Origin of the sequence: Streptomyces sp. NPDC048338, from assembly GCF_043201055.1 — a bacterium.
Lineage (GTDB): Bacteria > Actinomycetota > Actinomycetes > Streptomycetales > Streptomycetaceae > Streptomyces.
Genome location: NZ_JBICYQ010000001.1, coordinates 47,796 through 61,269 on the forward strand (window position 1 = coordinate 47,796; position 13,474 = coordinate 61,269).

The window sequence follows — 13,474 nt, forward strand, 5'->3', positions numbered from 1 at the left end:
GCCATGGATCTTGGACTGAAGGACCGTGTGTACGTGGTGACCGGCGCGACGCGGGGGCTCGGCCGGGCATCGGCCGAGGCGTTGCTCGCCGAGGGCGCGAAGGTGGTGGTCACCGGGCGCGAGGAGAAGTCGGTGGCCGAGGCGGTCGCCGAACTCGGGGCGGACGCGGTCGGCGTCGCCGCCGACAACGCCGACCCGGAGGCCGCCGAGCGGCTGATCGCGGAGGCGCGGTCCCGCTTCGGGCGCTTCGACGGCATCCTCATCAGCGTGGGAGGGCCCGCGCCGGGCTTCGGCGCGGACAACACCGACGAGCAGTGGGCCTCGGCCTTCGACACGGTCTTCCTGGGCGCGGTGCGGATGGCCCGGGCCGCCGCCGAGACGCTGACCGAGGGCGGCGTCATCGGCTTCGTCCTGTCGGGCTCGGTCCACGAACCGATCCAGGGCCTGACGATCTCGAACGGTCTGCGTCCCGGGCTCGCCGGCTTCGCCAAGTCGCTCGCCGCCGACCTGGGCCCCCGGGGCATCCGGGTCGTCGGCCTGCTGCCGAGCCGGATCGACACCGACCGGGTGCGCTCCCTGGACGCCCTGTCGGGCGACGCGGACGCGGCCCGCGCGGCCAACGAGTCCCGCATCCCGCTGCGCCGCTACGGCACGCCGGAGGAGTTCGGCAACACCGCCGCCTTCCTGCTGTCGCCGGCGGCCTCGTACCTCACCGGGGTCATGCTGCCGGTGGACGGCGGCGCCCGGCACGGCTTCTGACCGGAGCGCGGCACCGGGCTCCGGGCGCGAGGCCCGGGGCCCGGGGCCCGGGGCCCGGGGCCCGGCGGGGTCAGTTCACCCGGCTCGCGCGGTGCTTGACCGCGCGGAGGCGGGCCTCCGCCGGCAGGGACGCGAGTCCGGTCGAGGCGCGGGCGTGCGCGAGGGCCTCGTGGGTGAGGGCGTGCAGGGTCTCGCCCGGTGCGGCCTGCGGCTCCAGCCGCAGGGCGACCCGGGCGCGGGGTGCGGTGCGACGGCCCGTCAGGGCGATGCGGACGTCGGCCACGCCGTGCTGCGCCGCGGCGTCCGCGACCAGGACGCTCGTCAGGGCCCGGCCCCTGATCACGGCGGCGTCCCCGTCGCCCGTGTCGATCACGACCTCTCGCAGCCGGGCCCGGCGGAACTGCGCCAGCAGCCACCACAGGAACAGCAGGACGAGGATGCCGAGCGCGGCGATGACCACCGGCCACCACCAGCCCTCGTCGCGCCACCGCTGCCGGTCGGCCCGGCTCAGCAGGACGTCGGACGGGCCCGACCACGGCCACCAGGACGGCACGGGGAGGTCGAGGCCGGCCGCGAGCACCGCCCCGCCGACGACGAGGAGCAGCAGGCCCACGAGGGCGAGCAGGATCCGGTTGACGCGCCGGAGGACGACCGTCATCCCTCATCCCTTCTTCGGCGGGCGCGCCACCCGGACGGTCGGCGCGGGCGGGTGGGCGAGCCCCAGTTCATCGATGGCGGTGGCCGTGACGGCGTCCAGGTCGGTCCGGACGTCGTCCAGTTCGCGGAAGTGCGAGACGGCCCGCACCTTCACCTTGCGCCGCCCCGCCCGGACCCGGACCGACTGCACGCCCGAGACCTCCATGGCGCGGTCCCGCAGGATCAGGGCCGCGGCGTCGCGGTCGAGCCCGGCCCGCACGTCGGCGTGCCGGCGCCGCATCGGCAGGACCGCCCGCAGGCCGGGCGTGAGGGCCAGGACGAGGAGCCAGAGGCCGAGCACCACGGCGACGGCCGCGCCGGCCAGCACCCAGGCGTTGTCGAGGGGCCGGGTGGCCAGTTCGTCGGCGAGGTCGCGCCGCCACTGCATGGCCGTGCGGTCGGCCCGTACCGCCGCGACGTCGTAGAGCAGCAGGCCGGTGCCACCGAGCAGGACGAGCGCGACCAGGGCGGCCGGGATGCGCCGTACGGCCCAGAACCGGCGGGCCGGGGCCGCGTCCGACCGGTCCTCCGGCACCGGTGCGGGCGGGGACGCGGTCTCGGGTTCGGTGCTCATCGCAGCCTCCCCCGGGCGGACCCGCGCGCCGTGCGCGCGGAGTGCAGGCGTTCCACGTGGACGGACACCTCCGGCACCTCCAGTCCGACCAGTTCCTTGACCCGTCGCATCACCCGGCTGCGGACCGCGCCGCACTGGCGGCCCAGGTCGGCCGGGTAGTCGAGTTCCAGGCTCACCGAGACGCGGGCCGAGTCACGGTGCACGACGACCGAGGCGTGCGGCGCCGACCCCTCCGCGGGCACGGAGACGAGTGCCTCGCGTGCCGCCTGCGCGGCGATCTTCGCGACCACCTTGTCGGCGATGGTCGTCGCCCCGCGGCCGGCGGCTCCGACCGGGCCGGCTGTCACCCCCGGTCACCGCCGCCGGTCGCCGCGTTCGCGACCCCGGAAGAAGTCGCCGGGTTCGAGGTCTCCCTCGAGGAAGCGCCCGACGACGAACCCGATCGCGCCCAAGGCCGCGACCAGGACGAACGCCCCGAACCCGCCGAAGTATCCGGCGAATCCGAGGGCCATGCCGGCCACCAGGCCGACCAAAGCCATGCTCATGCCGATCCCCTTCCGCCCGGCCGCAGCGGCTACTGGAGCCGCTGCTCCGGCTCTTCGTCCTCTTCGTCGGGCAGCTTCACATCACTGACGGCGATGTTGACCTCGACGACCTCCAGACCGGTCATCCGCTCCACGGCCGCGACGACGTTCTCGCGGACCTCCGCGGCCACACCGGCGATCGAGACTCCGTACTCGACGACGATCTCCAGGTCGAGAGCCGTCTGGACCTCACCGACCTCGGCCTTCACGCCCCGGGTGGCACTGGACTTGGCGCCGCCGCCGGGCACCCGGTCGCGCACGGCGCCGAGCGTGCGGGAGAACCCGCTGCCCATGGCGTGGACGCCGACGACGTCGCGCGCGGCCATGCCGGCGATCTTCTCGACGACGCCGTCGGCGATCGTGGTACGGCCGCGGGTGGCGGGGGCGCCGCCGCCCCGCTTGGTCACGGACGGTCCGTCGGAGTGTGTGCTCTCGCTCATCGCCGTTCGCCCCTTCCGAGAAGGTGTGGGAAATACGAGTCACATTCGGACCCTTTGCCCACATTAAGTGCGCTTCCCCGGTCGCGCGCCGGGGATGCGGCAGTCTGGGGTGATGACGACGAGTGCGGAAGCGGGACGGGCGGCGACGATGCGCGGGCGGCTGGGGCCGGGACTGCTCCTGCCGCTGGGTGACGCGGCGGACGGCGCGTGGCTGGCCGAGAGCGCGGCGCGGGCCGTGCTGCTGCGGGCCGCCGGGCGGGTGCCCGGGGTGGCGCCGGGGCCGCTGCGGGTGGGGCTCCTGGAAGGGGAGCCGGCGAAGGAGGCGCCGCTGCCCGTGCCGCCGGGCGGCCTGGCTCCGGGGCCGCTGCGGATCGCGGCGGACTTCGCGGCGGCGGGCGACCGGCCGCTGCCGGGGGTGTCGGACGAGCTGCGCGCCGCCCTGTTCGCCGCGGCGCGGGCGGAGCTGGGACTCAGGGCCGTTCGGGTCGATCTCCGGGTGACGGAGCTGCTGGACGACGGCGCGACGGTCTCCGCCGCTCCGGAGTCCCCCGCCTCGCCCGGCCCCACCTCGCCCGGCGTGACGGACCCGCTGGCGACGGTGGTGCGGGCCGTGGCGGGGGTGGCGGCGTTGACGGACGTCGTGGGCCCGCCGGTCGACCGCGCGCCGGGGCGGCTGCGGGTGGAGGTGGCGGTGACCGCGGGTCGCCGCCCGCTGGACGTGGCCAGGGCCGTGCGCGCGACCGTGACCGCGGTCGCCCCGGAGGGGACCGCGGTCACGGTGCTGGTGTCGGATCTGCGCTGACGGCGCGGTCGCGCGTCAGTCGCCGAGGCCCGCCAGGTCGCGGAGACGGCGTGCCTGCGCGGCCCGCTCGGCGACGCGCTGCTCCTCGTAGGAGCGGCCGGAGACGCCCTGGAGCAGCGCCTTGGTCTCGATCACGGCGTCGCGCGGGGCGCCCAGCAGGGCGGCGCTCAGGTCCCGTACGGCCGCGTCGAGTTCGGCGGCGGGCACGGCGATGTTGGCGAGGCCGATGCGCTCGGCCTCGTCGGCGTGGACGAAGCGGCCCGTGGCGCAGATCTCGAGCGCGCGGGCGTAACCGACGAGCGAGACGAGCGGGTGCGTGCCGGTGAGGTCCGGGACGAGGCCCAGGCTGGTCTCGCGCATGGCGAACTGCACGTCCTCGGCGACGACCCGCAGGTCGCAGGCGAGGGCGAGCTGGAACCCGGCGCCGATGGCATGCCCCTGGACGGCCGCGATCGACACGATGTCGCTGCGGCGCCACCAGGTGAACGCCTCCTGGTACTCGGCGATGACCGCGTCGAGGTCCCCGTCGGAACCGCGCGCCAGGTCGAGGAAGGACGGCTCCCCGTCGAAGCCCTCGGGCGTGAACGCCTGCCGGTCGAGGCCCGCGGAGAAGGACTGGCCCTCACCGCGCAGGACCACCACCCGCACGCTGCCCGGCAACGACCGGCCGGCTTCCACCAACGCCCGCCACAGAGCGGGAGACTGGGCGTTGCGCTTCGCCGGATTGGTCAGGGTCACCGTGGCAACGGCGTCCTCGACGGTGAGCCGTACACCGTCCTTGTCGAACACGAGCACAGAGTCGAGCGAAGTCATGGGGCGCCTCCGGTTCCGGTGCAGCACTGCAGCGATCGCTCAGTGACCTCTTCGGCCACTAAGTGACTGCACAGTAACCACCCGGTCGACCGCTCGGCCGACCGGGTGGCCACCCCGAGAACCGGTGGACCCGACGAACCGCGCCCCGAGTCAGGCCGAGGCCGTCTTCTTGCCTCGTGTCGCTCCGCCGCGTCCACGCAGCGTGACTCCGGATTCACTGAGCATCCGATGGACGAATCCGTAGGAGCGACCGGTTTCCTCGGCCAGCGCCCGGATGCTCGCACCGGAGTCGTACTTCTTCTTCAGGTCTGCCGCGAGCTTGTCGCGCGCGGCGCCGGTCACCCGGCTGCCCTTCTTCAGAGTCTCGGCCACCCGTGCCTCCTCATGGGAAGTGCGCTCTGGACTTCTCATGATCACCCCTTCCGGACGTCCTGGCCACCCATTCGACAAGGTCCGTGCCGCCGGGTTCCCTCCCGGACAAGGTGCCGCCACGACCGGAATGCAAGATTCCGCAGGGTGCCGGACCTGCCGGGAAGCCGCCACGGAAGGGAAGTGCCAGGTCAGCGCCGTCCTGCCGGTACGAGGACGGCGCGGCCCTGACGGAAGGATTCCGCAGGGTGCCGCGCCGGGGGTATGAGACGCACTCACTCAGATGAAGGATCACCCATGAGCCGAATGATCCATACGGGGATGATCAGAAGCCGCGCCGGCCCGCCGGCGCGGACGCCGTGCCCGTCGTCCGGCCACCGGGCCCGATCGCCTCGCCCGCTGGTCAGGCCAGGGCCACGAGGTCCTTGTAGTCCGGCCCCCACAGGTCCTCGACGCCGTCCGGCAGCAGGATGATCCGCTCCGGTTCCAGGGCGTCGACGGCGCCCTCGTCGTGGGTGACCAGCACGACCGCGCCCTTGTACGTGCGCAGCGCGCCGAGGATCTCCTCGCGGCTGGCCGGGTCCAGGTTGTTGGTCGGCTCGTCCAGGAGCAGCACGTTCGCGGACGAGACGACGAGGGTGGCGAGCGCCAGACGGGTCTTCTCCCCGCCGGAGAGCACCCCGGCCGGCTTGTCGACGTCGTCACCGGAGAACAGGAAGGAGCCGAGCGTCTTGCGCACCTCGACGAGGTCGAGGTCGGGCGCGGAGGAGCGCATGTTCTCCAGGACCGTGCGCTCCGGGTCGAGGGTCTCGTGCTCCTGGGCGTAGTAGCCGAGCTTGAGACCGTGGCCCGGCGTGACCTCGCCGGTGTCCGCCGACTCGGCGCCCGCGAGCAGGCGCAGCAGCGTGGTCTTGCCCGCGCCGTTCAGGCCGAGGATGACGACGCGCGAACCCTTGTCGATGGCCAGGTTCACATCGGTGAAGATTTCGAGGGAGCCGTACGACTTGGACAGACCCTCGGCCGTGAGCGGGGTCTTGCCGCACGGGGCGGGCTCCGGGAAGCGCAGCTTGGCGACCTTGTCGGAGACGCGGACCGCGTCCAGACCCGACAGCAGCCGCTCGGCGCGCTTGGCCATGTTCTGCGCGGCGACGGTCTTGGTGGCCTTGGCGCGCATCTTGTCGGCCTGCGAGTTGAGGGCCGCGGCCTTCTTCTCGGCGTTCTGGCGCTCGCGCTTGCGGCGCTTCTCGTCGGCCTCGCGCTGCTGCTGGTAGAGCTTCCAGCCCATGTTGTAGACGTCGATCGTCGAGCGGTTGGCGTCCAGGTAGAAGACCTTGTTCACGACGGTCTCGACCAGGTCGACGTCGTGGGAGATGACGATGAAGCCGCCGCGGTAGGTCTTGAGGTAGTCGCGCAGCCAGACGATGGAGTCGGCGTCGAGGTGGTTGGTGGGCTCGTCGAGGAGCAGGGTGTCGGCGTCCGAGAAGAGGATCCGGGCGAGCTCCACGCGGCGGCGCTGACCACCGGAGAGGGTGTGCAGCGGCTGGCCGAGCACCCGGTCGGGCAGCCCGAGGGCCGCCGCGATGGTGGAGGCCTCGGCCTCGGCGGCGTACCCGCCCTTGGTGAGGAACTCGGTCTCCTGGCGCTCGTACTGCTTCATCGCCTTGTCACGGGTGGCCCCCGAGCCGTTGGCGATGCGCTCCTCGTTCATCCGCATCTTGCGGATCAGCACGTCCAGGCCGCGGGCGGACAGGATGCGGTCGCGGGCCAGGACGTCGAGGTCGCCGGTGCGCGGGTCCTGCGGGAGGTAGCCGACCTCGCCGGAGCGGGCGATGGTGCCGCCGGCGGGCTGGCCCTCGCCTGCGAGGCACTTGGTGAGGGTGGTCTTGCCCGCTCCGTTGCGGCCGACCAGGCCGATGCGGTCGCCCTTGGCGATGCGGAAGGAAGCGGACTCGATGAGGATGCGGGCGCCGGCGCGCAGCTCGATGCCGGAAGCGGTGATCACGGACAGACTCCAGTGCGGGGGTGGACGGCGGAAGGGCTCTGGCGGGTTTCGACGCCTCTACGCGTACGCAAGGAGAATGGCCATGCGGCCAGTCTAACGGGCGCTTGCAACTGCTTTTCGGACATGCTGCCGCGGGGTGACATACCTCTCCTTCCGTTCCCTGTCCGACAAAAGGGGCGACTGGTGGCGGAGTGATCGATACTCGCCGGGAGGCGGCGGCCACTGCCGCGGCACGATGCGGAGGGCGGTGGCTCATGCAGTTCGACGACGACGCCGACCTGGACACCTCGGAGGTGCGCGACGTCCGCGGCAGCCGCATCCCGGGCGGCAGGGCCACCGTCGGCGGCGGCATCGTCGGCCTCATCGCCCTGATCCTGGGCGTCCTCTTCGGAGTGGGTCCCGAGCAGCTGGGGCTGTCGTCCGGCGGCGAGGATCCGGCCGTGACCGCCTCGTCCGCGGCCCAGGTGGAGCAGAACTGCCGGACCGGCGCCGACGCGAACGCCCGCGAGGACTGCCGGATCGTGGCGGTGGTCAACAGCCTGCAGGACTTCTGGCGGGCGGAGTACACCCGGCGGGGCGGCCGCTACGGGGACGCGCGCACGGTGATGTTCACCGACCGGGTCGGGACGGCCTGCGGCTCGGCCACCTCGGCGGTCGGTCCCTTCTACTGTCCCGGCGACCGCCAGGTCTACCTGGACCTGGGCTTCTTCGACGAGCTGCGGACCACGTTCGGCTCGACCGGGGGCCCCTTCGCGCAGGCCTACGTCGTGGCGCACGAGTACGGCCACCACATCCAGAACCAGATGGGCACGCTCGCCCGCGCCCAGGACGGGCGCACCGGTGCCGCGTCCAACGCCGTGCGGGTCGAGCTCCAGGCGGACTGCTACGCGGGCGTGTGGGCCCGCCACGCCACGTCCACGCCGGACGAGCGGACGGGACGGCCGCTGATCACGCGGCTGACGGAGGCGGACATCCGGGACGGCCTGGACGCGGCGGCCGCGGTGGGCGACGACCGGATCCAGGAGAGGTTCCAGGGCCGGGTGACGCCGGAGAACTGGACGCACGGCTCGGCGGCGCAACGGCAGCAGTGGTTCTCCACGGGCTTCAGGACCGGCGACATGGCCCAGTGCAACACCTTCCGCTGATTGTCGGCGGCGACTGCCAGACTGAGACCCGCGTCACATCCGATCGAGCGAGAAGGAGCGAACGCGATGGGCGAGTCACCCGACATCTGTCCGACCCTCACCTACGAGGACGCGAAGGCCGCGATCAAGCTGCTCACCGAGGCGTTCGGCTTCACCGGGACGGCGGTGTACGAGGACGAGGACGGCAAGGTCGCGCACGCCGAGCTCTCGCACGGCAACGGCATGGTGATGCTGGGCAGCAAGGGCACCGGCAGCGAGTTCGACAAGCTGATGGCCGGCGGGGGCCCGGTCGGGGTGTACGTCCGCGTGGACGACGTGGACGCGCACCACGCCCGGGCCGTGGAGCACGGCGTCGAGATCCTGATGCCGCCCACCGACCAGGACTACGGCTCGCGGGACTACATGGCCCGCGACGCCGAGGGCAACATCTGGTCCTTCGGGACGTACGCGCCGGGGGCCGCCGACCAGTAGCCGCGGCCCGGCCGGCGCGGTGCCCCGGCCCTGTGCCCCGGAGCCGGCTCAGGAGCCCCCGGTGTGGACCTGGAAAGCCGCCCGGCGCACGGCCTTGGCGAGGGCCGGGTCGGGGTGCGCGGCGGCCAGCGCGACGAGGACCTGGACCGTGCGGGGGTGCCCGACGGCCCGGACCTCGTCCAGCAGGGCCGGGACGGTCCCCTGGATCGCGGAGTCGAGGTGACGGACGAGCAGCGCGCTCTCGCCGTGGTCGGCGACGGCCGCGGCGGTGTCGACCCAGAGCCAGGTCGCCTCCTCGCGGGTGAGCACCTCCTGCGCGTCGTCGGGGTCGGCGCCGTCGTACTCGGCGAGCCAGAGCAGGGCGTACGGGCGGAGCGGGGCCTCCTGGGCGGCGGCCCGGACCTCGGCCTCGGCGGGGGCGCCGACGACCCGCAGGGCCTCGAACGCGAGGCCGCGCAGCAGAGCGTCCTCGCCCCGGGCGACCGCCAGCAGTTCGGTGACCGCGCTGGACAGGGTGCGGGCGGCGAGCCAGGCGCGGTACTCGTCGCGGGCCGGTCCGGGGGTGAGCCGGGCGCAGCCGCGGAGCATGTCCTGGGCGGACTGCTCGATGTTCCCCGCCGGACTCTGGGCCGCGACGCAGATCTGCTCCAGCTTGACCCACACCGCCCAGTTGCCGAGCGGGGTCAGGGTGGCCTGGCCCGGGCCGAGCGTGAGGGCGCCGACGGCCGCGAGACCCTCCAGGGCCCAGTCGAGCAGCGCGGAGAGCCCGTCCGTGTCCGCCGCCGGGGAGCCGGCGGCGGCCTCCGGCTCGGCCTGCGGGTCGGGGACCTCGCAGCGCTCCTCGCGCAGCTCCTCGACCCGCTGGCGGAGCAGGTCGAGGAGCGACGGGACCACGACGGGGCCTGCGGACAGCTGCAGGAGCGAGAGCACCTGGGGAAGGGCCTCGACGACTTCGGCGACGGCGCCGGGCGCCACGCCCTCGGGGGCCGGGTGGACCAGGGACCAGGCGTCGAAGAGGGCGACCCAGCCGCGCAGGACCGCGGAGTCGTCGCGGTCCCAGGCGTGCAGGCGCCAGCCCGGGCGGGCGGTGTCGCCGTGGATCTCGACGAGTCCGGCGAGGCGCGCCCGGTCCCAGCCGGCCCGGATCTGGCCGGGGGTCAGGTTCAGCGCCGCGGCGGCCCGTTCCCGGGCGGAGGCCGCGTCGGGGCCGGCCGAAGGACCGAGTTCGGCCGCGCGGTCGACGGCGGCCCAGCGGGCGATCCGTACGGCGTCGGCCAGGACGATCCGTGCCTGGCGGGCCAGTTCCGCGCGGGGCGGAGTGCCCTCCGGCGGACGCGGCGCCGGCCGCGTACGACGGGTCGTCACGGCCCGTCGGGCGGTCGCAAGTGCCCGCGGACGGACGAGTCGGAGTCTGGAGTTGCGCGCCAAATGCTCATCAGGCTGTCGAGACGTCACGGGGGCAGTCTTCCCGCTGACGGCCCGAAAGCCCAATCGGAATCCGGATCGCCGTCGAAAGACGCCGGGAACGGCCCGGAACCGGACCCGTGACCGCCTCCGGAAGGAGGGCGGACGAACCCTCCGGGACGGGGGCGTGCGGCAGGCCGGCGCGGAGTGCCGGGGCACCCGCGAGCCCGGCACGATCGGCCAGACGCCCCTAGAGCAGAGGGGTCAGGAAGCGGCGCAGCGCTTCCTCGTAGCGGACCGGGTCGGCGTTCCACATCGAGGCGTGCGGGGCCCGCCGGACCGTCTGCAGGGTGACGAGTTCGGGGCGGCGGGCGGCCAGCCGGAGGGACGGCTCCCAGGGCGCGAGCGTGTCGTCCGGGCCGTGGAAGACCAGGGTCGGGATCCGCAGGGCGGCGGGATCGGCGGCGTCCTGGAGCCGGGCGCCGTCCAGCGCGGCCCGGGTCGTCGCGGCGCGGACGGCCAGCGGCAGCAGCGGGGCCGGGACGTGGCGGGCCGCGACGAGGGCGCGCAGGGTGGCCTCCCGGTCGAGCACCGGGGAGTCCAGGACGAGGCCGCGGACCGCGTCCCGGACCCCGGAGTCGGCCGCGACGTGCAGGGCCATGGTCGCGCCGGTCCCCCAGCCGTACAGGACGACGTGCCGGGCCCCTCGGCGGACGGCGTAGCGGACGGCGGCGTCGGCGTCGCGCCACTCGGACTCGCCGAGGTGGCTCAGGCCGTCCGGGGACGGCGGCGCGCCCTCGTCGCCGCGGTAGGCGGGGATGAGGACGGGGATCTGGCGGCGGCTGAGGAAGGGGACGAGGTTGAGGGGCTGCAGCCGCGTGGTGCCGAGGCCGTGCAGGGCGACGACCCAGGTGGGCCGGGGGCCGGGGACGAGCCAGCCGGGCAGGGGGCCGAGTTCGCCGGGGATCTCGACGTCCTCGTGGTCGACGCCGAGGGCCGACAGCGGGGTGCCGGTGTGCAGCACGGGGGTGAGGCGGACGCGGGCGCCCGGTTCGAGGGTGCCGTACTCGACCCGTTCGAGACGGCGGACGACGGTGTCGGCGGAGTGCGGGACCCGGTCCAGGACGGGTCCGACGACCGCGTGCACGTCGGGGCCGTCCAGGCCGTAGGTGCCGGGCCGCAGTGAGGCGAGGCTCCGGGTGAGGGTGACCCGGCCGGATTCCGCGGCGTGCACGGTGAGCCGTGGGTCGCCGGGCAGCGGTCGTCCGGACGGCGCCCGGAGGGCGGCGTCGCTGGCGTACCGGCCGGCCGCGATCGCGGCCGCGCCGACACCGATCAGAGTGGTGACGGCCGCTGCCGTCGCTGTAGCCGGGCGCACGTTCCCAGTGTCGGCAGGGTGCGGACGGGATGCCACCGGACCGCGGCCCTTCGGGCTGTCCGCCGGTCTCCCCGGTGGTCCTCGGCCTCTCCCCCACGCCGCCTCCGCGCACTCGACCGAGTGACGTGGGTCACTTCACGACGGTCCCCCGGTCGGGTGATCTTGCCCGTGGGGCGAGAGTGACTGGCGGGGCAGAAGTCGATGGAAGTCGGTTCCGTCCCGCTACGGCACGGCTTACCCGGGGTTGCACGGGGACCACATCGTGGACGGATCGACGCCCGAAACGCTAAGCGGAATGACCGGACACCGATTCGGGACACCACACCGCCCGGCCCAGTTCACCTTCCGTTCACCCAGGTTGCTTACGTTCGTCGAGCCACTGACGTCAAACGATTGCCTGGGTAAATGGAACACATCACGCTGCTGCTCGCCATTGTGGTCGTGACAGCTCTCGTGTTCGATTTCACGAACGGTTTCCACGACACCGCCAACGCGATGGCGACGACCATCTCGACCGGTGCCCTCAAGCCCAAGACCGCGGTGGCCATGTCCGCCGCGCTCAACCTGGTCGGTGCGTTCCTGTCCGTGGAGGTCGCCAAGACGATCTCCGGCGGGATCATCAACGAACAGGGCATTCGTACCGAAGTGATCTTCGCGGCGCTCGTCGGCGCCATCCTCTGGAATCTGCTGACCTGGCTGCTCGGGCTCCCGTCCAGCTCCTCCCACGCCCTCTTCGGCGGTCTCATCGGTGCGGCGGTCATGTCCGCCGGCTGGTCGGCGGTCAACGGCGGCACCATCGTCACCAAGGTCCTGCTCCCCGCGATCGCCGCGCCGATCGTCGCCGGCCTGGCCGCGACGGTGGCCACCCGGCTCACCTACCGGATCGGCGCCAAGACGGACGAGAAGTCCACGGCCAAGGGCTACCGGGCCGGACAGATCGCCTCCGCCGGTCTGGTCTCCCTCGCCCACGGCACCAACGACGCCCAGAAGACGATGGGTGTCATCACCCTCGCCCTGGTCACCGGTGGCGTCCTCGCCCCCGGCTCCAACCCTCCGATGTGGGTCATCGTCTCCGCCGGTCTGGCCATCGCGATGGGCACCTACCTCGGCGGCTGGCGCATCATCCGCACGATGGGCAAGGGCCTGACGGACCTGCGCCCGCCGCAGGGCTTCGCGGCCCAGACGAGCGCGGCCACGGTCATCCTGGCCTCCTCCCACCTCGGCTTCTCCCTCTCCACCACCCAGTCCTGCTCCGGCGCCGTGATGGGCGCGGGCCTCGGCCGCAAGGGCGGCGTCGTCCGCTGGTCGACCGCGACCCGGATGTTCGTCGCCTGGGGTCTGACCCTGCCCGCCGCGGGTCTGGTCGGCGCCGGCGCCGAGTTCCTCACCAAGCAGGGCACCTGGGGCATCGTCGCCGTCGCGATCCTGCTGGTCGCCGGTTCCGGTGTCATCTGGGCCCTGTCGCGCCGCAAGCCGGTCGACCACCACAACGTCACCTCGGACGACCTCGACGCCGAGCCCGCGGGCGTCGTGACCACCGCGATCGCGGCGGTCAGCCCGCCGCCCGCCGGGACCGTCGCCGCCGTCGCGGACGAGGACCTCAAGACCACCATCCCCTCGCCGGCCCCCACGGACCCGGCAGCCCCCGCGGCCCCGGCCGCGGCGGTCTAAGGAACCAAGGGACACGCACGCATGAAGATCGACTGGGCAGCTCTCGGCTCCGTCTTCGGAGTCAGCCTCGTGGCGACCGTCGCCCTCGTGGGCCTGTTCACCCTCGGCATCGTCGGCCTCTCCAAGCAGGAGCAGGCCACGGCCCAGGGAGGCTCCGCCACCCTCGCGCGTACCGGCGCGTACGCCTGCTTCGCCCTGTGCGCGGCGGCCGTCGCGTACGGGATCTATCTGATCGTCGTCTGACGCGGGACGACCCCACCGGCCGGGGGGGGGGGGCCCCCCCCGGGGGGGCCCCCCCCCCCCGGGGGGGGGGGCCCCCCCCCCCCCCCAAAAAAAAAAAAAAACACCACCCCCCCCCCCCCCCCC

The 13,474-nt window shown here is 73.7% G+C and carries 16 protein-coding genes; 6 read left to right on the plus strand and 10 right to left on the minus strand.

Annotation, left to right across the window (positions count from 1 at the left end):
- Positions 1-3 precede the first annotated feature (3 nt).
- A complete protein-coding gene (locus tag ACGFZF_RS00245; protein ID WP_393550053.1) occupies positions 4-759 on the plus strand; it encodes an SDR family oxidoreductase in 756 nt (251 codons plus the stop codon).
- Positions 760-829: 70 nt separating this feature from the next.
- Here ACGFZF_RS00245 and amaP read toward each other — a convergent pair whose 3' ends face one another.
- The 5 genes from amaP to ACGFZF_RS00270 are packed head-to-tail and all read right to left on the minus strand — an operon-like array spanning position 830 to position 3,053.
- Positions 830-1,417 (minus strand): alkaline shock response membrane anchor protein AmaP, encoded by a 588-nt coding sequence (gene amaP, locus ACGFZF_RS00250; RefSeq protein ID WP_393550056.1) that lies wholly within the window; start codon positions 1,415-1,417, stop codon positions 830-832.
- 3 nt (positions 1,418-1,420) lie between these two features.
- Positions 1,421-2,029, minus strand: coding sequence for a DUF6286 domain-containing protein (locus tag ACGFZF_RS00255; protein WP_393550058.1), 609 nt, complete (start codon positions 2,027-2,029; stop codon positions 1,421-1,423).
- Entirely contained in the window at positions 2,026-2,376 is a 351-nt protein-coding gene (locus tag ACGFZF_RS00260; protein WP_356778952.1) for a hypothetical protein, read from the minus strand. Before ACGFZF_RS00260 ends, ACGFZF_RS00255 begins: the two co-directional genes overlap by 4 nt.
- Positions 2,377-2,382: 6 nt before the next feature.
- On the minus strand, positions 2,383-2,574 hold the full coding sequence (locus ACGFZF_RS00265) for a hypothetical protein (protein ID WP_147977412.1): 192 nt from the start codon (positions 2,572-2,574) through the stop codon (positions 2,383-2,385).
- 29 nt (positions 2,575-2,603) lie between these two features.
- On the minus strand, positions 2,604-3,053 hold the full coding sequence (locus ACGFZF_RS00270; RefSeq protein WP_393550062.1) for an Asp23/Gls24 family envelope stress response protein: 450 nt from the start codon (positions 3,051-3,053) through the stop codon (positions 2,604-2,606).
- 112 nt (positions 3,054-3,165) lie between these two features.
- Here ACGFZF_RS00270 and ACGFZF_RS00275 point away from each other — a divergent pair, with 112 nt between their 5' ends.
- Positions 3,166-3,855, plus strand: a complete 690-nt coding sequence (locus ACGFZF_RS00275; RefSeq protein ID WP_393550064.1) for a hypothetical protein — start codon at positions 3,166-3,168, stop codon at positions 3,853-3,855.
- Between the two features lie 15 nt (positions 3,856-3,870).
- On the opposite strand, the gene ACGFZF_RS00280 is transcribed toward ACGFZF_RS00275, so the two are convergent.
- The 3 genes from ACGFZF_RS00280 to ACGFZF_RS00290 form a co-directional block, all read right to left on the minus strand.
- Complete coding sequence (locus ACGFZF_RS00280) at positions 3,871-4,668, minus strand: enoyl-CoA hydratase/isomerase family protein (RefSeq protein WP_393550066.1); 798 nt, start codon at positions 4,666-4,668, stop codon at positions 3,871-3,873.
- 150 nt (positions 4,669-4,818) lie between these two features.
- Positions 4,819-5,040, minus strand: a complete 222-nt coding sequence (locus ACGFZF_RS00285) for a helix-turn-helix domain-containing protein (RefSeq protein ID WP_005477683.1) — start codon at positions 5,038-5,040, stop codon at positions 4,819-4,821.
- Positions 5,041-5,440: 400 nt separating this feature from the next.
- Complete coding sequence (locus ACGFZF_RS00290) at positions 5,441-7,039, minus strand: ABC-F family ATP-binding cassette domain-containing protein (RefSeq protein WP_393550069.1); 1,599 nt, start codon at positions 7,037-7,039, stop codon at positions 5,441-5,443.
- A gap of 254 nt (positions 7,040-7,293) precedes the next feature.
- On the opposite strand from ACGFZF_RS00290, the gene ACGFZF_RS00295 reads away from it, so the two are divergent.
- Both ACGFZF_RS00295 and ACGFZF_RS00300 read left to right on the plus strand, forming a co-directional pair.
- Entirely contained in the window at positions 7,294-8,184 is an 891-nt protein-coding gene (locus ACGFZF_RS00295; protein WP_393550071.1) for a neutral zinc metallopeptidase, read from the plus strand.
- Between the two features lie 66 nt (positions 8,185-8,250).
- Positions 8,251-8,655 carry a VOC family protein gene (locus tag ACGFZF_RS00300; protein WP_393550074.1) on the plus strand — a complete coding sequence of 135 codons (405 nt, stop codon included), beginning with the start codon at positions 8,251-8,253 and terminating at the stop codon, positions 8,653-8,655.
- 48 nt (positions 8,656-8,703) lie between these two features.
- Here ACGFZF_RS00300 and ACGFZF_RS00305 read toward each other — a convergent pair whose 3' ends face one another.
- Both ACGFZF_RS00305 and ACGFZF_RS00310 read right to left on the minus strand, forming a co-directional pair.
- Positions 8,704-10,110, minus strand: a complete 1,407-nt coding sequence (locus ACGFZF_RS00305) for a hypothetical protein (RefSeq protein WP_393550075.1) — start codon at positions 10,108-10,110, stop codon at positions 8,704-8,706.
- Between the two features lie 199 nt (positions 10,111-10,309).
- Positions 10,310-11,437 (minus strand): alpha/beta hydrolase, encoded by a 1,128-nt coding sequence (locus ACGFZF_RS00310; protein WP_393550077.1) that lies wholly within the window; start codon positions 11,435-11,437, stop codon positions 10,310-10,312.
- A gap of 405 nt (positions 11,438-11,842) precedes the next feature.
- Between ACGFZF_RS00310 and ACGFZF_RS00315 the strand changes: the two genes are divergently transcribed.
- Entirely contained in the window at positions 11,843-13,108 is a 1,266-nt protein-coding gene (locus ACGFZF_RS00315) for an inorganic phosphate transporter (RefSeq protein WP_147977420.1), read from the plus strand.
- 21 nt (positions 13,109-13,129) lie between these two features.
- A complete protein-coding gene (locus tag ACGFZF_RS00320) occupies positions 13,130-13,351 on the plus strand; it encodes a hypothetical protein (protein ID WP_147977421.1) in 222 nt (73 codons plus the stop codon).
- Positions 13,352-13,474: the final 123 nt, after the last annotated feature.